A 17,596-nucleotide genomic window follows, 5' to 3' on the forward strand; every position below is an offset into this window, starting at 1 on the left:
CCCGGGAGCGTTCCCGGGGGCCTTCGCCGTTCAGCGTTCGGGGCGGTCAGCCGCTGAACTCCTCCTGGCTGCGGTGCGCCTGCTCCAGCAGGGTCTGCACGCCGGCCAGCTCGGACTCCAGCTTGGCGGTCCTGGACGCGTTGCCGGCCGCGCGGGCCTTGTCCAGGTCGGCCTGGATCTTGTCGGCCTTGGCCTGGAACAGGCCCACCATGCCGGCCGCGCGGGCCTTGGCCTCCGGGTTGGAGCGCTTCCACTCGGCGTCCTCGGCCTCGCGGATGGCCCGCTCGACCGTGTTCAGCCGGCCGTCCAGCTTCGGACGGACCTCGCGCGGCACGTGGCCGATGGCCTCCCAGCGCTCGTTGACCTCGCGCAGCGCGGCCTTGGCGGTCTTGAGGTCGGTGATCGGCAGGATCGCCTCGGCCTCGGTGGCCAGCGCCTCCTTGAGCTTCTGGTTCTCCACCTGCTCGGCGTCCCGCTCGCTGAACACCGAGGAGCGGGCCTGGAAGAAGACGTCCTGGGCGCCGCGGAACCGCGCCCACAGCTCGTCCTCGATGTCCCGCTGGGCCCGGCCGGCGGACTTCCAGCGCGCCATCAGGTCGCGGTAGGCGGCCGCGGTGCTGCCCCACTCCGTGGACGAGGACAGCGCCTCGGCCTCGGTGACCAGCGCCTCCTTGGTCTGCCGCGCCTTCTCGCGCTCGGCGTCCAGGGTGGCGAAGTGCGCCTTGCGGTGCTTGGAGAAGACCGAGCGGGCGTGCGAGAAGCGGTGCCACAGCTCGTCGTCGCTCTTGCGGTCCAGCCGCGGCAGGCCCTTCCAGATGTCCACCAGGGCGCGCAGCCGGTCCCCGGCCTCCCGCCACTGGGTCGACTCGGCGAGCTGCTCGGCCTCGGTGACCAGGGCCTCCTTGGCCGTACGGGCCTCGTCCTGGGCCTTGGCACGAGCGGCCTTGCGCTCCTCGCGCCGGCTCTCGATCTCGCCGGCGAGCGTGTCCAGCCGCTTGGCCAGGCCCTCCAGGTCGCCGACCGCGTGTCCCTCGACCACCTGGGCGCGCAGGTGCTCCAGCGCGGTCTGGGCGTCCTTGGCGGCCAGATCGGTGGTGCGCACCCGCTTCTCCAGCAGGCCGATCTCCACCTCGATGCCCTGGTACTTGCGCTCGAAGTAGGCGAGGGCCTCCTCGGGCGAGCCGGCCTGCCAGGAACCGACGACGCGTTCACCGTCGGCCGTCCTGACGTAGACCGTGCCCTGCTCGTCCACACGGCCCCACGGGTCGCTGCTCATAGCGCGTCCTCCACATGACGTCGCGCCCGCGCCGGGGCGGCGCGCGTCCGTCGTCCACAGTTGATGTGCGACGGACCGAAAGAGTCCGCCGTCCCCGTCCGCCGTGCCTTGCTGCCGAGGGTGACGGCCAGGCGGGTGCGGGCACCCTATACAACGCCAACATAGGCGACCGGGACCGGTGCTGTCCGCATCCGGGCCGGGCGATTTCGGTCCGGGGCCCTGCGGGGACGGCGCGCAGGCCGCCCCCGCAGGGCCCCGGGGTAGGTCAACCCTTCGCCACCGTAACGGAGTTGAAGGTGACGTCGGCCATCGGGTGGCCGTCCGGCGAGCCCTCCAGGGTGCCCGCGGCGGCGATCTTCTGCACCGCGTCCAGGCCCCCGGTGATCTTGCCGAAGGGGGTGTAGTTCGGCGGCAGCTTGGTGTCCTTGTAGACCAGGAAGAACTGGCTGCCGTTGGTGCCCGGGCCGGAGTTGGCCATCGCCACGGTGCCGGCCGGGTAGGTCGCGCCGGTCAGGTTCTCGTCCGCGAACTTGTAGCCGGGGCCGCCGGTGCCGCCCGGGACGGTCGCGCTGGCGGTCGGGTCGCCGCACTGGAGCACGAAGATGCCGTCGGTGGTGAGCCGGTGGCACTTGGTGTGGTCGAAGTACTGCTCGCCGGCCAGGAAGGCGAAGGAGTTCACGGTGTGCGGGGCCTTGGCGGCCTCCAGCGCGATCGTCACCTTGCCGCAGTTGCTGTCCAGCGTCATCGCGTACGAGCCGCTCGGGTCGATCGTCATGGGCGGCTCGGCCTGCCACTGCTTGCCGTTGGGCGCGCCCGGCGCCGGGGCGGCGCAGCCCTCGGCCGGCTTGCGGGTCGGGGTGGTCGGCTCGTCGGTGCTGGTCGGCGCCGCCTGGGCGCTGTTCGCCGAGGCCTTCTTGTCGCCCTTGTCGTCCGAGCTGAACGCGCCGGTGGCGATCAGGGTGCCACCGCCGGCCAGCACCACGACGGCGAGCGAGGCGCCCAGGATCGTGTTGCGCCGCCTGCGCGCGGCCGCGGCCGCGACCCGGCGCTCCAACTGGCGCTCGTACTTGTCTCGGGCGAGCTGCCGCCGCCGTTGTTCGCTGCTGACCACCGGCCGTGTCTCCTACGGATGTGCGGGAAAAGTGGATGGATTCCGGAGCGGATCATCGCATCCCTCGGCGGCCAAGTGTAGGGACCGGGCCTGTAAGAACCCGGTGAACCTGCCGGGCCGCGGCGCCCCGTCACCGCTATCTGGTTCGCAACCGGACCCGCGGCGCCGGTAGGCTGCACCTGCACCACCACTGGCAGCGATCACCACTGGTAGCCGCCGCAGCCGACCGCCGCACACCCGAAGGACGCGCGTGTTCATCGCCGGATTCCCCGCTGGAGCCTGGGGCACCAACTGCTACCTGGTCGCTCCGGCGGCGGGCGAGGAGTGCGTCATCGTCGATCCCGGCCACCAGGCGGCCCGCGGCGTCGAGGACATGGTCCGCGAGCACCGGCTGAAGCCCGTCGCCGTGCTGCTCACCCACGGCCACATCGACCACGTGGCCTCGGTGGTCCCGGTCTGCGGCGCCCGCGGCGTCCCGGCCTGGATCCACCCCGAGGACCGGTACATGATGTCCGACCCGGAGAAGGCGCTCGGCCGCTCCCTGGGCACCCAGCTGATGGGCGAGCTCACCGTCGGCGAGCCCGACGACGTGCGCGAGCTCACCGACGGCAGCGTGCTGGAGCTGGCCGGCCTGAAGCTCACCGTGGACCACGCCCCGGGCCATACCGGGGGGTCGGTGACCTTCCGGACGCCCGGTGCCGAGGACCTCCCCCCGGTGCTGTTCTCGGGCGACCTGCTGTTCGCCGGCTCCATCGGGCGTACCGACCTCCCGGGCGGGGACAGCGCGGCGATCATGAACTCGCTGGCCCGGGTGTGCCTGCCCCTCGACGATTCCACCGTGGTCCTCTCCGGCCACGGCGGTCAGACCACCATCGGCCGCGAGCGCGCCACCAACCCCTACCTCCGACAGGCAGCGGGGGCGGCCGGCGCCCCGGCTTTCCCGCGACGAGGAATGTGACGGAAGAGAAGTTGAGCACCTTCACCGCCCCCAAGGGCACCTACGACCTGCTGCCCCCCAGCTCCGCGACGTTCCTGGCGATCCGCGAGCGCATCGCCGCGCCCGCCCGCCGGGCCGGCTACGGCTACGTCGAGACCCCGGTCTTCGAGGACGTGAAGCTGTTCTCCCGCGGTGTCGGCGAGTCCACCGACATCGTCTCCAAGGAGATGTACACCCTCACCACCAAGGGCGGCGACGAGCTGGCGCTGCGCCCGGAGGGCACCGCCTCGGTGCTGCGCGCCGCCCTCCAGGCCAACCTGCACAAGCAGGGCAACCTGCCGGTCAAGCTCTGGTACTCCGGCTCGTACTACCGCTACGAGCGCGCCCAGAAGGGCCGCTACCGCCAGTTCTCCCAGGTCGGTGCCGAGGCGATCGGCGCCGAGGACCCGGCGCTGGACGCCGAGCTGATCATCCTGGCCGACGACGCCTTCCGCTCGCTGGGCCTGAGCAACTACTCGCTGCTGCTCAACAGCCTCGGCGACAAGCAGTGCCGCCCGGTCTACCGCGCTGCCCTGATCGAGTTCCTCTCGGGCCTGGACCTGGACGAGGAGACCCGCCGCCGCGCCGAGATCAACCCGCTGCGCGTCCTCGACGACAAGCGCGAGTCGGTGCAGGCCCAGCTCACCGACGCCCCGATGCTCCGCGACTACCTGTGCGAGGAGTGCAAGGCGTACGACGAGAAGGTCCGCGAGCTGCTCACCGCCAACGGCGTCGCCTTCGTCGACGACCCGAAGCTGGTCCGCGGCCTGGACTACTACACCCGCACCACCTTCGAGTTCGTGCACAACGGCCTCGGCGCCCAGTCCGCCATCGGCGGCGGCGGCCGCTACGACGGCCTGTCCGAGATGATCGGCGGCCCCGCGCTGCCGTCCGTCGGCTGGGCCCTCGGCGTGGACCGCACCTTCCTGGCCCTGGAGGCCGAGGGCGTGGACCTCGACCTGCCGGCCGCCACCTCCGTCTACGCCGTCGCGCTCGGCGAGGAGGCCAAGAACATCCTGTTCGCCAAGGTGGTCGAGCTGCGCCGGGCCGGCGTCGCCACCGACCTCGCCTTCGGCGTCAAGAGCATCAAGAACGCCATGAAGTCCGCCGACCGGTCCGGCGCCCGCTTCGCCCTGATCGCCGGGGACCGGGACCTCGCCGAGGGCGTCGTCCAGCTCAAGGACCTGAGCACCGGCGAACAGGCCCCCGTCGCCCTCGACGCACTCGTCACCACCCTGAAGGAGAAGCAGCTGTGATCCGCACGCACGACGCGGGCACGCTCCGCCCGGAGCACGCAGGCACCACCGTCACCCTGGCCGGCTGGGTCGCCCGCCGCCGCGACCACGGCGGCGTCGCCTTCATCGATCTGCGCGACGCCTCCGGCACCGTGCAGATCGTGGTCCGCGACCTCGACTCGGTGCACGGCCTGCGCGCCGAGTACTGCGTCAAGGTCGTCGGCGACGTCCGGGTCCGCCCCGAGGGCAATGAGAACCCGGACATCCCGACCGGCGCGGTCGAGGTCGTCGTCAGCGCGATCGAGGTGCTCTCCGAGGCCGCCCCGCTGCCCTTCCCGGTCGCCGAGTACGAGCCGGGCACGGTCAACGAGGAGGTCCGGCTGCGCTACCGCTACCTGGACCTGCGCCGCGAGGGCCCGGCCAAGGGCCTGCGCCTGCGCTCCAAGGTCAACAACATCATCCGCCGGGTGATGGAGGAGAACGACTACCTCGACATCGAGACGCCGTACCTCACCCGCTCCACCCCCGAGGGCGCCCGCGACTTCCTGGTCCCGGTCCGCCTCCAGCCCGGCCACTGGTACGCCCTGCCGCAGTCGCCCCAGCTGTTCAAGCAGCTGCTGATGGTGGCCGGCATGGAGCGCTACTACCAGATCGCCCGCTGCTTCCGCGACGAGGACTTCCGCGCCGACCGGCAGCCGGAGTTCACCCAGCTGGACATCGAGGCCTCGTTCGTCGACCAGGAGGACATCCTGGCCCTCGGCGAGAAGATCATCGGTTCCGTCTGGCGCGAGGTCCACGGCTACGAGATCCCGAACCCGCTGCCGCGGATGACCTACGCGGACGCCATGGGCCGCTACGGCTCGGACAAGCCGGACGTCCGCTTCGGCCAGGAGCTCACCGACCTGACCGCGTACTTCAAGGGCACCGACTTCCGCGTCTTCCAGGCCCCGTACGTCGGCGCCGTGGTCATGCCCGGCGGTGCCTCGCAGCCGCGCAAGCAGCTGGACGCCTGGCAGGACTGGGCCAAGGCGCGCGGCGCCCGCGGCCTCGCCTACGTGCTCATCGACGCCGAGACCGGCGAGCTGCGCGGCCCGGTCGCCAAGAACCTCTCCGAGGAGCACCTGGCCGGCCTCGCCGCCGCCGCGGGCGCCAAGAACGGCGACGCGATCTTCTTCGCGGCCGGCAAGGAGCGCGCCTCGCAGGAGCTGCTCGGCGCCGCCCGTCTGGAGATCGGCCGCCGCTGCGAGCTGATCGACGAGTCCCAGTGGGCCTTCCTCTGGGTCGTCGACTTCCCGATGTTCGAGCCGATCGAGGACGACAAGGGCCAGTTCCAGGGCTGGCACGCGGTGCACCACCCGTTCACCGCCCCGACCGCGGAGTCGCTGGCCACCTTCGACACCGACCCGGGCTCGGCCCTGTCCAACGCCTACGACCTGGTCCTCAACGGCTCGGAGCTGGGCGGCGGTTCGATCCGTATCCACCAGCGCGACGTGCAGAAGCGGGCGTTCGACGCGATCGGCCTCTCCGAGGAGGAGGCGGCCTCGCAGTTCGGCTTCCTGCTGGACGCCTTCAACTACGGCCCGCCGCCGCACGGTGGCGTCGCCTTCGGCCTGGACCGCATCGTCACGCTGCTGGGCGGGTACGACACCATCCGGGACGTCATCGCCTTCCCGAAGACGTCCACCGGCGGCGACCCGCTGACCGGTGCCCCGACCCCGATCACCCCGGCGCAGCGTCGCGAGGCCGGCGTGGACGCCCAGCCGAAGGTCCGCGAGGACGCCAAGGGCGAGGCTCAGCCCAAGTCCTGACGTCGCGTCATCCGCTAACCTGCAACGGCCCCGGACGGCTCGCCCGTCGTCCGGGGCCGGTCCACAACGGTGTGTGACACAGGGAGGGTTGACTCAATGCAGGTCACAACGAGAGTCGAATGTCCGGACGACGTCCCGGCGACCAGACGCGTCCACATGGCCGCGTTCCCGGGGCCGGACGAGGCGGACCTGGTGGACGCGCTGCGCCGCGATCCCGCCTGGCTGCCCGGGCTGTCCGTGGTGGCGGTCGACGACGCCGGGCTGGTGATCGGCCACGCGCTGCTGACCCGGCTGCGGGTCGGCGACGGCAAGGCGCTGGCGCTCGCGCCGGTCGCGGTGGCGCCCGAGTGGCAGCGCCGGGGCGTCGGCGAGCTGGTCGTCCGGGCCGTGCTGGCGGCGGCCGAGGAGGCGGGCGAGAAGCTCGTGGTCGTCCTCGGCGATCCGGAGTACTACGGGCGGTTCGGCTTCGCGCCGGCCGGACGGCACGAGGTCACCGGCCCGTTCGAGGTGCCGGAGGCGTACTTCCAGGTGCTGCCGCTGGCGGCGTACGACGGGGCCCCGCGCGGGCTCTGCCGCTACCCCGAGCCCTTCGTCGCAGTGTAGAGCCTGCCTCCAGGCTCTTGCCCCGCCCCGAGCGCCGCTCCCTCGGGAGCCTCTCCCGGGGCCGGTCCACGAGACCGGCCCGGTCGCCACGGCCTCGCCGACCTGCGGATCCGGCCGCCGGCGCCTACGGTGAATGCTCATCAGCATTCGACCGAACGGAGGACCCGAGGGTGGCCGAGCAGCGGCGGACCGGGAAGCCGGAGAAACTGGCCAGGAGGCCGTACGAGCGGGAGCTGCTGCGGCTCCAGGAGGAGCTGGTGAAGCTCCAGGAGTGGGTGCGGGTCGAGGGCGCCCGGCTGGTGGTGGTCTTCGAGGGCCGCGACGCCGCCGGAAAGGGCGGAGCGATCCAGCGGGTGACGGAGTACCTGAACCCGCGCATCGCCCGGGTCGCGGCGCTGCCCACGCCGACCGAACGGCAGAAGACCCAGTGGTACTTCCAGCGGTACGTCGAGCACCTGCCGGCCGCCGGGGAGATCGTGCTGTTCGACCGCAGCTGGTACAACCGCGCGGGCGTCGAGCGAGTGATGGGCTTCTGCAGCGACGAGGAGTACTGGCAGTTCCTGCACCAGTGCCCGACCTTCGAGCGGATGCTGATCGAATCGGGCATCCTGCTGCGCAAGTACTGGTTCTCGGTGAGCGACACCGAGCAGGAGCGGCGCTTCCGAGGCCGGCTGGAGGACCCGATGAAGCGCTGGAAGCTCTCCCCGATGGACATCGAGTCGATCACCCGCTGGGAGGACTACTCGCGGGCCAAGGACGAGATGTTCCTCCACACCGACATCCCGGACTCGCCCTGGCACGTGGTGGAGAGCGACGACAAGCGCCGGGCCCGGATCAACATGATCGCCCACCTGCTGTCCACCGTGCCGTACCAGGAGATCAGGGTTCCGCAGGTCAAACTGCCGCCCCGCCCGGCCTCGCGCGGCTACCAGCGGTCCCCGCGGGACCTGCAGAAGTACGTCCCGGACCACGCCGCCGGGCTGGAGTAGGGCGGGGCCGGTCGCGGGTTCTGCCGGGCTGTCCGGGGCCTCGCATAGGCTTCCGGTGTGGACGAACCGGACCTCTTCACCGCCGCAGCCGAGGAACGCCAGACCAGGGAGCCCGGTCGGGCGCCGCTGGCCGTACGGATGCGTCCGCGCACCCTGGACGAGGTGGCGGGGCAGCGGCAGCTGCTGAAGCCCGGCTCGCCGCTGCGCCGGCTGGTCGCGGGCTCGCGGGGCCCGGCGGCGACCAGTTCGGTGATCCTCTGGGGGCCGCCCGGCACCGGCAAGACCACCCTGGCGCACGTGATCAGCCAGGCGGTCGAGGGCCGCTTCGTGGAGCTGTCCGCGATCACCGCCGGGGTCAAGGAGGTCCGGGCGGTGATCGACGGCGCCCGGCGGGCGGTCGGGATGTCCGGCCGGGAGACGGTGCTCTTCCTGGACGAGATCCACCGCTTCTCCAAGGCCCAGCAGGACTCGCTGCTGCCGGCCGTGGAGAACCGCTGGGTGACCCTGATCGCGGCGACGACCGAGAACCCGTACTTCTCGGTGATCTCCCCGCTGCTGTCCCGCTCGCTGCTGCTCACCCTGGAGTCGCTGACCGACGAGGACATCCGGGCGCTGCTGCGCCGCGCGGTGGCCGACGAGCGCGGCCTGGAGGGCGCGCTGGAGCTGTCCGCGGAGGCCGAGGACCACCTGGTGCGGCTGGCCGGCGGGGACGCCCGGCGGGCGCTCACCACGCTGGAGGCGGCGGCCGGCGCCGCGCTGGAGAAGGGCGAGCCGAGCATCACGCTGGCCACCACCGAGACGGCGGTCAACCAGGCGGCGGTGCGCTACGACAAGGACGGCGACCAGCACTACGACGTGGCGAGCGCGCTGATCAAGTCGATCCGCGGCAGCGACGTGGACGCCACCCTGCACTACCTGGCCCGGATGATCGAGGCGGGGGAGGACCCGCGGTTCATCGCCCGCCGGCTGATGATCTCGGCCAGCGAGGACGTCGGCCTGGCCGACCCGACGGCGCTGCAGACGGCGGTGGCGGCGGCCCAGGCGGTGGCCCTGATCGGCTTCCCGGAGGCCCGGATCATCCTCTCCCAGGCGGCCATCGCGCTGGCGCTGGCGCCCAAGTCCAACGCCGCCTACCTGGCGATCGACGCGGCGCTGGCGGACGTCCGGCAGGGCCTGGCGGGCGCCGTCCCGCCCCACCTGCGGGACGCGCACTACGGCGGCGCGGGCAAACTCGGCCACGGCCAGGGCTACCGGTACCCGCACGACCTGCCGGAGGGCATCGCCGCCCAGCAGTACGCGCCGGACGCGGTGCACGGCAAGGAGTACTACCGGCCGACCAGGCGGGGTGGCGAGGCCCGGTACGCGGACGTGGCGGAGTGGACGCGCGGGCGGCTGCGGGGGGAGCGCAGGGTGGAGGGCAAGGCCGGGAAGAAGGACGGGAAGGCGCCCGCGAAGCCGGAGCGGAAGGCCGAGGAGCAGCCCGGGGAAAAGGGCGAGTGATCCACCGGTATACTCGGTCGGAGTGCCATGTCCCGGGACGGCGGCGGGGGAGACCCCACCGACCGGCCGCACCAGCGGGGCACCGGCCGTAGGCCCCCTCCGAGGGGCCCGCACCAGGAGCGTCGCGCACCGTTTCGGTGTCGCGGACGGCCCAGATTCTGGGCCGGTCCGTGTGACCAGCACTTTTGTGCCCGGCTCCGGAGAGCGGCTGACCGCATCGCCTCGGCGATGGGTTGTCTCCGGGTCGCGAGATGCGACCTCCGTCAACACCTGGTGAAGCCGTATTCGTAAGCAAGGAAGGTTTGGTTCATGGCGAACCAGAAGCGTCCCAAGGTCAAGATCGCGCGTGCGCTCGGCGTGCCGCTGACCCCGAAGTCCGTCAAGTACTTCGAGGCCCGCCCGTACCCGCCCGGCCAGCACGGCCGTGGCCGCAAGCAGAACTCGGACTACAAGGTCCGTCTGCTCGAGAAGCAGCGTCTGCGCGCCCAGTACGACCTGAGCGAGAAGCAGATGGCGCGCGCGTTCGACCGCGCGAAGAAGGCCGAGGGCAAGACCGGTGAGGCGCTCGTCGCCGACCTGGAGACCCGTCTGGACTCCCTGGTCCTGCGTTCGGGCATCGCCCGCACCATTTACCAGGCCCGCCAGATGGTCGTCCACGGCCACATCGAGGTCAACGGCGGCAAGGTCAACAAGCCGTCGTTCCAGATGAAGCCGGGCTTCGTGGTCACCGTCCGCGAGCGCTCCAAGGAGAAGGTCCCCTTCCAGGTCGCCCGTGAGGGTGGCTACGCGGGTGAGGGCCAGACCCCGAAGTACCTCGAGGTCAACCTGAAGGCCCTGGCCTTCCGCCTGGACCGTGCGCCGCAGCGCAAGGAGGTCCCGGTGATCTGTGACGAGCAGCTGGTCGTCGAGTACTACTCGCGCTGACCCGGCTCCGCTCTTCGCGGCACCACGAGCGAGCCCCCGTCGCCTTTCGAGGCGACGGGGGCTCGCCCCTTTTCCGTGCGGTCCTTCCCGCTGCGGTCAGATGCTCTCGCCGGTCATCGCGGCGGCCAGCCGCAGGTGCGGGCGGGCCTCCTCGGGCCGGCCCTGGCGCTCCAGGGTGCGGCCGAGCATCAGCCGGGCGTAGTCCTCGGCCGGGTCGGCCTCCAGGATCCGCAGCAGCTCGGCCTCGGCGCGGCGGAGCTGGGCCGAGTGGAAGTAGCTGCGGGCCAGCAGCATCCGGACGGAGAGGTTGGTCGGCTCCTCGGCCAGGACACCTTCGAGCGTGCGCGCCGCGTCGGTGTACGCCTTGGAATCGAAGTAGAACTTCGCCATGCGGTACTCGTTGGCGGCGTTGTGGACGGCCATGATGCTCCTTCCGGGCAGTTCCTTGCCTCCTCAAGCAATCGGCAAGTTTCAACTATTCCGCGCCGTCGAAGGTGCCGGCGGGGGCGCCGGCGGGGGCGGCACCGAGCGGGGGCCCCGCGCCGCTTCCGGGCCCTGCCTCCGGCCTCCGCCGCCGAGCGCCCGGGTGACCGCCGCGTCCAGGTCCAGCAGGGTCCCGGCCTGGTAGCACTCCTCGTACTCCTGGGCGGTCAGCCCGGCCAGCGCCCGCTCGGCGCACTCCTGGTGGGGGCCGAAGAAGTTCCGCGAGCCCAGGAACGGGTTGCCGACCGTGCGCCAGATCCGGTGCGCGGCGCCCTGCAGCACCCGGGCCTCGCGCAGGTCGCCCGGCTCGCCCGGTCCGCTCGGCTCGGTCTCCAGCAGGGCCAGCAGGTCGATGCCCAGCACGATGCCGAGCAGGTCGCGGAAGAGGTGGTTCAGCCGCACGCACTCCCGGGCCAGCACCCGGGCGGGCTGCACGGCGCCGTCCAGCCAGTGCGAGAACGCCATCGCGTAGAGCACGTACCCGTAGGCCCACTGCTCGCCGTGCTCCTCGCACAGCTCGCGGGCCTGGCCGAGCCAGAGCTCGCCGCTGTCCGGATCGCCCTGGAAGAGGTGGGCCAGGCCCAGCTCCAGCATGGCCATCACCACGTTGCTGTTGAGCTCGCCGATGGTCCGGTAGTGCCAGAGCGCCTCCTCGAACAGTTCGGCGGCCCGGTCGGGGTCGTCGCCGACCAGGGCGACGCAGCCCTGGCGGTGGACGGCGTAGGCCAGCGCCCGGTCGTCGCCGGTGTCCAGCGCCTGGCGGCGGCACTCCTCCAGTGCCGGGCGGGCGAAGCCGAGGTCGCCCTGGAGGGTGGCCATGTAGCCGGTCACCCAGAGGGCCTTGGCCCGGGCCTCGGTGGGCTCGCGGTCCAGTGCGAGCGCGCGGTCCAGCCAGTGCCGGCCCTCGGCGAGGTGGCCGCAGCCGATCCAGTAGAACCAGAGCGTGCCGGCCAGCAGCAGGGCGATCTGCTCCTCGCCCGGCTCGGCGAGGCAGAACTCCAGCGCCGCGCGCAGGTTGCCGTGGGCGAGCCCGGTGCGCTCGGCGGTCTCCGCCTGCCGGGGGCCGAACCACTCGACCTCGCCCCAGGTGGCGACGCCCAGGTACCAGTCCCGGTGGCGGCGCAGCAGCCGCTGCTCCTCGCCGGCGGCGCGCAGCCACTGGCCGCCGTACTCGCGCAGGGTGTCCAGCAGCCGGAAGCGCACGCCGAAGGCGCTGTCCTCGCGCAGCACCACGGACTGGGCGACCAGCTCGTCGAGCAGGTCGAGGACGTCCTCGGCCTCGATGCCCTCGCCGGCGCAGACGTATTCGGCGGCCTCCAGGTCGAATCCGCCGGCGAAGACCGACAGGCGGGCCCAGAGTAAACGTTCCTGCACGGTGCACAGCTCATGGCTCCAGCCGACCGTCGTGCGCAGCGTCCGGTGCCGGGGCAGGGCCGTCCGGGAGCCGCAGGTGAGCAGCCGGAAACGGTCGTCCAGCCGGGCGGTGACCTGCTCCACCGACAGCGCGCGCAGCCGGCCGGCGGCCAGCTCCAGGGCCAGCGGGATGCCGTCCAGCCGGCGGCAGAGCAGCGCGACCGCCTCCGCGTTGGCCTCCGTCACCTCGAAGGACGGCAGCACCGCCCCGGCCCGCTCGACGAACAGCCGTACCGCGTCCGGCAGCGCGTCCGGCCGCACCGGGCCGGACGGCGCCGGGCCGACCGGCAGCGGTGTGAGGGCCAGCAGGTGCTCGCCCGAGGCCCGCAGGGCGGTGCGGCTGGTGGTCAGCAGCCGCAGGCCGGGCAGCGCCCGCAGCAGCGCGTCGGCCAGCTCGGCGCAGGACTCCACCAGGTGCTCGCAGCCGTCCAGCACCAGCAGCAGGCACCGGCCCTCCAGCCGCTCGATCAGGACGTCCAGCGGCGGACGGGCGGAGCCGTCGGCGAGCCGCAGCGCCTCCAGGACGGCGTGGCCGAGCAGCAGCGGATCCTGCACCGGGGCCACGTCCACCAGCCAGGTGCCGTCCGGGAAGGCGTCGGCCGCCCGGGCCGCCGCGCGCAGGGCCAGCCGGCTCTTGCCCACGCCGCCCGGCCCGGTGACGGTCACCAGCCGGGCCGAGTCCAGCAGCCCGGCCAGCTCGGCCAGTTCGCCCCGCCTCCCGACGAAGCCGGTCACCTCGGCCGGCAGCCGTCCGGGCTCCGGCCCGTGCGGCCCGGCCGCGGGCTCCCCGGGCGGTGCTGTCCAGTCCCCGGCCAAAGGCTGCTCCCCGTGCTCCAGGCCGGACCGGTCGGGGTCCGGACGTGCGTCGGGCCGTATGTGCGACGGCCTGCCAGGCAGAACGAGGTGACCGATCGGTAGGTTACGCGCGCGGATCGCACACCCGACCGGATCGCCGGGCGAACAACCCGGTCCGGAAACCGGGCCCGGGCGCGATAGGGTTTCCTGCTGGGGCCTGTCTGACAGGCCCAGGAGAACTGCAAGGCGAGGGAGCGCGCAAAGGTGTCCGTGGGAGAGCTGGCCGGATTGCTCGTCGCCGTGTTCTGGGCGGTCCTGGTCACCCTGCTCGCCGTGGTGCTGGTCCGCCTCTCGCGAGTGCTCAAGGAGGCCACCGTCCTGGTCTCCGCGGTCACCGAACAGGCCGTTCCGCTGCTGACCGACGCGGGCGCCGCGGTGCGCAGCGCCAACGAGCAGCTGGAGCGGGTCGACGAGATCACCGCCAACGTGCAGGACGCCGCCGCCAACGCCAACGCGCTCTCCTCCACCGTGGCCGCCACCCTGGGCGGACCGCTGGTGAAGGTCGCGGCGTTCAGCTACGGCGTGCGCAAGGCCGTCGCCCGGCAGCAGGGCGGTCTGCCGCCGGTGCCGGCGCAGGCCGGCGAGCGCGAGGAGCTGGCCCGGCTGATCCGGGCCGAGGTGCGCGCCGCGACCGCGCCCAGGAGCGGCCTGTTCTCCCGGGTCCGGCGCGCGGTGAGGGGCTGACGGCATGGTGCGACGCATCTTCTGGATGGCGGTCGGCGCCGGCGCCACCGTCTGGGCCATGAACAAGGCCAACGAGGCCGTGCACCGGCTCACCCCGGACAGCCTCTCCGGCACCGCCGCCCGCGGCGCGCTGCACCTGGGCGACCTGGCCAAGCAGTTCGCCCGGGACGTGCAGGCCGGCATGGCCGAGCGCGAGGAGCAGCTGAAGGACGACCTCGGGCTGCACGGCACCGCCGTGGTGGAGCCCCGCGGCGACCGCCGGTCCCTTCTGGGGAAGCGTTCCGCGCTGCCCCCCTCCGGCGAGCCGCAGTACCGAGCTATCTCGGCGGCGCCCGGTAGCCCGGCCGCCGCCCTGCCTCCGTCCCGCAGCTCCCGTACCACCCCCCGGACCACTGAAGAAACGCCCCGCCGCGCCCTGCCGCCGCGGGGCGGCACCCCGAACCGGAAGGACCACTAATGGAGTCGGCTGAGATCCGCCGCCGCTGGCTGCGCTTCTTCGAGGAGCGCGGCCACACCGTCGTTCCGTCGGCGTCCCTGGTCGCCGACGACCCCACCCTGCTGCTCGTCAACGCCGGGATGGTGCCGTTCAAGCCCTACTTCCTGGGCGAGGTCAAGCCGCAGTTCTCGCGCGCCACCAGCGTCCAGAAGTGCGTGCGCACCCTGGACATCGAGGAGGTCGGGAAGACCACCCGGCACGGCTCCTTCTTCCAGATGTGCGGCAACTTCTCCTTCGGCGACTACTTCAAGGAAGGAGCCATCAAGTTCGCGTGGGACCTGCTCACCACGCCCGTCGCGGACGGTGGCTACGGCCTGGAGAAGGAGAAGCTCTGGATCACCGTCTACAAGGACGACGACGAGGCCGAGCAGATCTGGCGTGACGTCATCGGCGTGCCCTCGGAGCGCATCCAGCGCCTGGGCATGAAGGACAACTTCTGGTCGATGGGCGTCCCCGGCCCGTGCGGCCCGTGCTCGGAGATCAACTACGACCGCGGCCCCGCGTACGGCGAGGAGGGCGGCCCGGCCGTCAACGGCGAGCGCTACCTGGAGATCTGGAACCTGGTCTTCATGCAGTACGAGCGCGGCCACGGCGACGGCAAGGACGGCTTCGAGATCCTCGGCGACCTGCCGAGCAAGAACATCGACACCGGCCTCGGCCTGGAGCGCCTCGCCGCCATCCTGCAGGACGTCGACAACCTCTTCGAGATCGACACCAGCCGGATGATCCTCGACCGCGCCGCCGAGCTCACCGGCCACACCTACGGCGCCGACCACAAGTCGGACATCTCGCTGCGCGTGGTCACCGACCACATCCGCACCGCGCTGATGCTGGTCGGCGACGGCGTCACCCCCGGCAACGAGGGCCGCGGCTACGTGCTGCGCCGCATCCTGCGCCGCGCCATCCGCAACATGCGCCTGCTGGGCGCCACCGAGCCGGTGGCCAAGGAGCTCATCGACGTCGCGATCAAGGCGATGGCCCCGCAGTACCCCGAGCTGGAAAGCGACCGCAAGCGCATCGAGACGGTCGTCGTCGGCGAGGAGGGCGCCTTCCTCCAGACCCTGAAGGCCGGCACCAACCTGCTGGACGTCGCGGTCACCGAGACCAAGCAGGCCGGCGGCGCGGTGCTCTCCGGCGAGCAGGCGTTCAAGCTGCACGACACCTACGGCTTCCCGATCGACCTCACCCTGGAGATGGCCGAGGAGCAGGGCCTCCAGGTGGACGAGTCCGGCTTCCGCCGCCTGATGCAGGAGCAGCGGGACCGGGCCAAGGCGGACGCCAAGGCCAAGAAGATGGGCCACGCCGACGTCGCCGCGTACCGCGAGGTCGCCGACAAGTCCGGCGCCAGCGTCTTCACCGGCTACGCCCTCACCGAGGGCGAGGCCACCGTGGTCGGCCTGCTGGTGGACGGCGTCCCGTCGCCGGCCGCCTCCGAGGGCGACGAGGTCGAGATCATCCTCGACCGCACCCCGTTCTACGCCGAGGGCGGCGGCCAGCTCGCCGACCAGGGCCGGATCCGGCTGGAGTCCGGCGCGGTGGTGGAGATCCGCGACGTGCAGCAGCCCGTCCCGGGCGTCGTGGTGCACTCCGGCGGGGTGCTGTTCGGCGAGGTCGTGCTGGGCGCCTCGGCGTACGCCACGATCGACATCGAGCGCCGCCGGGCGATCGCCCGTGCCCACTCGGCCACCCACCTGACCCACCAGGCGCTGCGCGACGCGCTCGGCCCGACGGCCGCCCAGGCCGGCTCCGAGAACGCCCCCGGCCGCTTCCGCTTCGACTTCGGCTCGCCCGCCGCCGTCCCGGGCAGCGTGCTGGTCGACGTCGAGCAGAAGATCAACGACGTGCTGGGCCGTGAGCTGGAGGTCACCGCCGAGGTCATGACGATGGACCAGGCCCGCAAGGCCGGCGCCATCGCCATGTTCGGCGAGAAGTACGGCGACGAGGTCCGGGTCGTGACCATCGGCGACTTCTCCAAGGAGCTGTGCGGTGGCACCCACGTCGGCAACACCGCCCAGCTGGGCCTGGTGAAGCTGCTCGGCGAGTCCTCGATCGGCTCCGGCGTGCGCCGCGTCGAGGCGCTGGTCGGCACCGACGCGTACCGCTTCCTGGCCCGTGAGCACACCGTGGTCGCCCAGCTCACCGAGCTGGTCAAGGGCCGCCCGGAGGAGCTGCCGGAGAAGATCTCGGGCATGCTCGCCAAGCTCAAGGACGCCGAGAAGGAGATCGAGCGCTTCCGCGCCGAGAAGGTGCTGGCCGCCGCGGCGGGTCTGGCCGACTCGGCCGAGGACGTGCACGGCATCGCCGTGGTCGCCGCGCAGGTCGCCGACGGCGTGGGCGCGGACGAGCTGCGCAAGCTGGTCCTGGACGTGCGCGGCCGCCTCGGCTCGCGCCCGGCCGTGGTCGCCGCCTTCACGGTGGCCAATGACCGCCCGCTGACCGTCATCGCCACCAACGAGGAAGCCCGCGGCCGCGGCATCAAGGCCGGCGAGCTGGTCCGGACCGCCGCCAAGACCCTCGGCGGCGGCGGTGGCGGCAAGGACGACGTCGCCCAGGGCGGTGGCTCCAACCCGGCCGCGGTCGGCGAGGCCATCGCCGCGGTGCGCGGCCTGGTCGCGGAGCGCGCCAGCTGATGGAGCAGGAGGAGAGGCCCTTCCGGCGTGGGCGGCGGATCGCCGTCGACGTCGGGGACGCCCGGATCGGGGTCGCGTCCTGCGACCCCGACGGGGTGCTCGCCACGCCCGTGGAGACCGTCCCGGCCGGGGTGAAGTCGCAGGCCAGGATCGCCGCCATCGTCGACGAGTACGGCGCGATGGAGGTGATCGTCGGGCTGCCGCGCTCGCTCAGCGGCAAGGAGGGTCCGGCGGCGGAGAAGGTCCGGGCGTACGCGGCCCGGCTGGCCGACCGGCTCTACCCGGTGCCGGTGCGGCTGGTGGACGAGCGGATGTCGACCGTCACCGCGACCCACGGGCTGCGCGCCTCGGGGGTCAAGGCGAAGAAGGGCCGCTCGGTGGTGGACCAGGCCGCCGCGGTGGTGATCCTCCAGACCGCCCTTGAGTCCGAACGGGTGAGCGGACGCCCGCCCGGTGAGAGCGTCGAGGCGGTCGGCTGACCGGTCTGATCTAACGTCCCGTTTGAGGGGTCCGTGCGGACGCGTCCGCACGGACCCTTTTTCGTTCGCTTCCGTGTCCGTTATGGATCGATTCATATCGATTGATAACGATCCGGATCGATCCGGGACCGCCG

Annotated in this window: 15 protein-coding genes; 11 read left to right on the forward strand and 4 right to left on the reverse strand. The window is 72.4% G+C overall.

Annotated elements, in window-relative coordinates:
* Positions 1–46 precede the first annotated feature (46 nt).
* Both ACFVVA_RS22415 and ACFVVA_RS22420 read right to left on the reverse strand, forming a co-directional pair.
* The gene (locus ACFVVA_RS22415) at positions 47–1,276 is read right to left on the reverse strand and encodes a DUF349 domain-containing protein (RefSeq protein WP_387691928.1); all 1,230 of its coding nucleotides are present in this window, start codon (positions 1,274–1,276) and stop codon (positions 47–49) included.
* 265 nt (positions 1,277–1,541) lie between these two features.
* Positions 1,542–2,387, reverse strand: a complete 846-nt coding sequence (locus ACFVVA_RS22420; protein WP_387691930.1) for a peptidylprolyl isomerase — start codon at positions 2,385–2,387, stop codon at positions 1,542–1,544.
* Between the two features lie 250 nt (positions 2,388–2,637).
* Here ACFVVA_RS22420 and ACFVVA_RS22425 point away from each other — a divergent pair, with 250 nt between their 5' ends.
* The 7 genes from ACFVVA_RS22425 (at position 2,638) to rpsD (ending at position 10,422) form a co-directional block, all read left to right on the forward strand.
* Positions 2,638–3,345, forward strand: coding sequence for an MBL fold metallo-hydrolase (locus tag ACFVVA_RS22425; protein WP_380351198.1), 708 nt, complete (start codon positions 2,638–2,640; stop codon positions 3,343–3,345).
* 11 nt (positions 3,346–3,356) lie between these two features.
* Positions 3,357–4,619: a histidine--tRNA ligase gene (gene hisS / locus ACFVVA_RS22430; protein ID WP_387691932.1), complete on the forward strand. Its 1,263-nt coding sequence runs from the start codon at positions 3,357–3,359 to the stop codon at positions 4,617–4,619.
* On the forward strand, positions 4,616–6,406 hold the full coding sequence (gene aspS / locus ACFVVA_RS22435) for an aspartate--tRNA ligase (protein WP_380546471.1): 1,791 nt from the start codon (positions 4,616–4,618) through the stop codon (positions 6,404–6,406). The genes hisS and aspS overlap by 4 nt, the downstream gene beginning before the upstream one ends.
* Before the next feature lie 96 nt (positions 6,407–6,502).
* The gene (locus tag ACFVVA_RS22440) at positions 6,503–7,009 is read left to right on the forward strand and encodes a GNAT family N-acetyltransferase (RefSeq protein WP_387691934.1); all 507 of its coding nucleotides are present in this window, start codon (positions 6,503–6,505) and stop codon (positions 7,007–7,009) included.
* Positions 7,010–7,179: 170 nt separating this feature from the next.
* Positions 7,180–7,998, forward strand: a complete 819-nt coding sequence (gene ppk2, locus ACFVVA_RS22445; RefSeq protein ID WP_387691936.1) for a polyphosphate kinase 2 — start codon at positions 7,180–7,182, stop codon at positions 7,996–7,998.
* 57 nt (positions 7,999–8,055) lie between these two features.
* Positions 8,056–9,498 carry a replication-associated recombination protein A gene (locus ACFVVA_RS22450; protein ID WP_387691938.1) on the forward strand — a complete coding sequence of 481 codons (1,443 nt, stop codon included), beginning with the start codon at positions 8,056–8,058 and terminating at the stop codon, positions 9,496–9,498.
* Between the two features lie 309 nt (positions 9,499–9,807).
* On the forward strand, positions 9,808–10,422 hold the full coding sequence (gene rpsD / locus ACFVVA_RS22455; protein ID WP_030240707.1) for a 30S ribosomal protein S4: 615 nt from the start codon (positions 9,808–9,810) through the stop codon (positions 10,420–10,422).
* Between the two features lie 96 nt (positions 10,423–10,518).
* On the opposite strand, the gene ACFVVA_RS22460 is transcribed toward rpsD, so the two are convergent.
* Positions 10,519–10,845 carry a tetratricopeptide repeat protein gene (locus ACFVVA_RS22460; protein ID WP_359897459.1) on the reverse strand — a complete coding sequence of 109 codons (327 nt, stop codon included), beginning with the start codon at positions 10,843–10,845 and terminating at the stop codon, positions 10,519–10,521.
* Positions 10,846–10,893: 48 nt separating this feature from the next.
* On the reverse strand, positions 10,894–13,134 hold the full coding sequence (locus tag ACFVVA_RS22465; protein WP_387691940.1) for an ATP-binding protein: 2,241 nt from the start codon (positions 13,132–13,134) through the stop codon (positions 10,894–10,896).
* Between the two features lie 243 nt (positions 13,135–13,377).
* Here ACFVVA_RS22465 and ACFVVA_RS22470 point away from each other — a divergent pair, with 243 nt between their 5' ends.
* From ACFVVA_RS22470 to ruvX, 4 genes are read left to right on the forward strand one after another with little or no spacing between them, the layout of a single operon-like run.
* A complete protein-coding gene (locus tag ACFVVA_RS22470; protein ID WP_387691942.1) occupies positions 13,378–13,857 on the forward strand; it encodes a DUF948 domain-containing protein in 480 nt (159 codons plus the stop codon).
* A 4-nt stretch (positions 13,858–13,861) separates the two neighbouring features.
* Complete coding sequence (locus ACFVVA_RS22475; protein WP_380546462.1) at positions 13,862–14,314, forward strand: DUF6167 family protein; 453 nt, start codon at positions 13,862–13,864, stop codon at positions 14,312–14,314.
* Positions 14,314–16,983: an alanine--tRNA ligase gene (alaS, locus tag ACFVVA_RS22480; protein WP_387691944.1), complete on the forward strand. Its 2,670-nt coding sequence runs from the start codon at positions 14,314–14,316 to the stop codon at positions 16,981–16,983. Before ACFVVA_RS22475 ends, alaS begins: the two co-directional genes overlap by 1 nt.
* Positions 16,983–17,462, forward strand: coding sequence for a Holliday junction resolvase RuvX (ruvX, locus tag ACFVVA_RS22485; RefSeq protein WP_387691946.1), 480 nt, complete (start codon positions 16,983–16,985; stop codon positions 17,460–17,462). The genes alaS and ruvX overlap by 1 nt, the downstream gene beginning before the upstream one ends.
* The last annotated feature ends 134 nt before the right edge of the window (positions 17,463–17,596 follow it).

It is taken from the genome of Kitasatospora sp. NPDC058048, assembly GCF_042885555.1.
Taxonomy (GTDB): domain Bacteria; phylum Actinomycetota; class Actinomycetes; order Streptomycetales; family Streptomycetaceae; genus Kitasatospora; species Kitasatospora lactacystinica.

Excerpts from the sequence above, each read along its gene's own strand:
- rpsD (WP_030240707.1), top strand. The coding sequence starts at position 9,808 with ATGGCGAACCAGAAGCGTCCCAAGGTCAAGATCGCGCGTGCGCTCGGC.
- ACFVVA_RS22460 (WP_359897459.1), bottom strand. The coding sequence starts at position 10,845 with ATGGCCGTCCACAACGCCGCCAACGAGTACCGCATGGCGAAGTTCTAC.
- ACFVVA_RS22415 (WP_387691928.1), bottom strand. The coding sequence starts at position 1,276 with ATGAGCAGCGACCCGTGGGGCCGTGTGGACGAGCAGGGCACGGTCTAC.
- alaS (WP_387691944.1), top strand. The coding sequence starts at position 14,314 with ATGGAGTCGGCTGAGATCCGCCGCCGCTGGCTGCGCTTCTTCGAGGAG.
- ACFVVA_RS22475 (WP_380546462.1), top strand. The coding sequence starts at position 13,862 with ATGGTGCGACGCATCTTCTGGATGGCGGTCGGCGCCGGCGCCACCGTC.
- ruvX (WP_387691946.1), top strand. The coding sequence starts at position 16,983 with ATGGAGCAGGAGGAGAGGCCCTTCCGGCGTGGGCGGCGGATCGCCGTC.
- ACFVVA_RS22440 (WP_387691934.1), top strand. The coding sequence starts at position 6,503 with ATGCAGGTCACAACGAGAGTCGAATGTCCGGACGACGTCCCGGCGACC.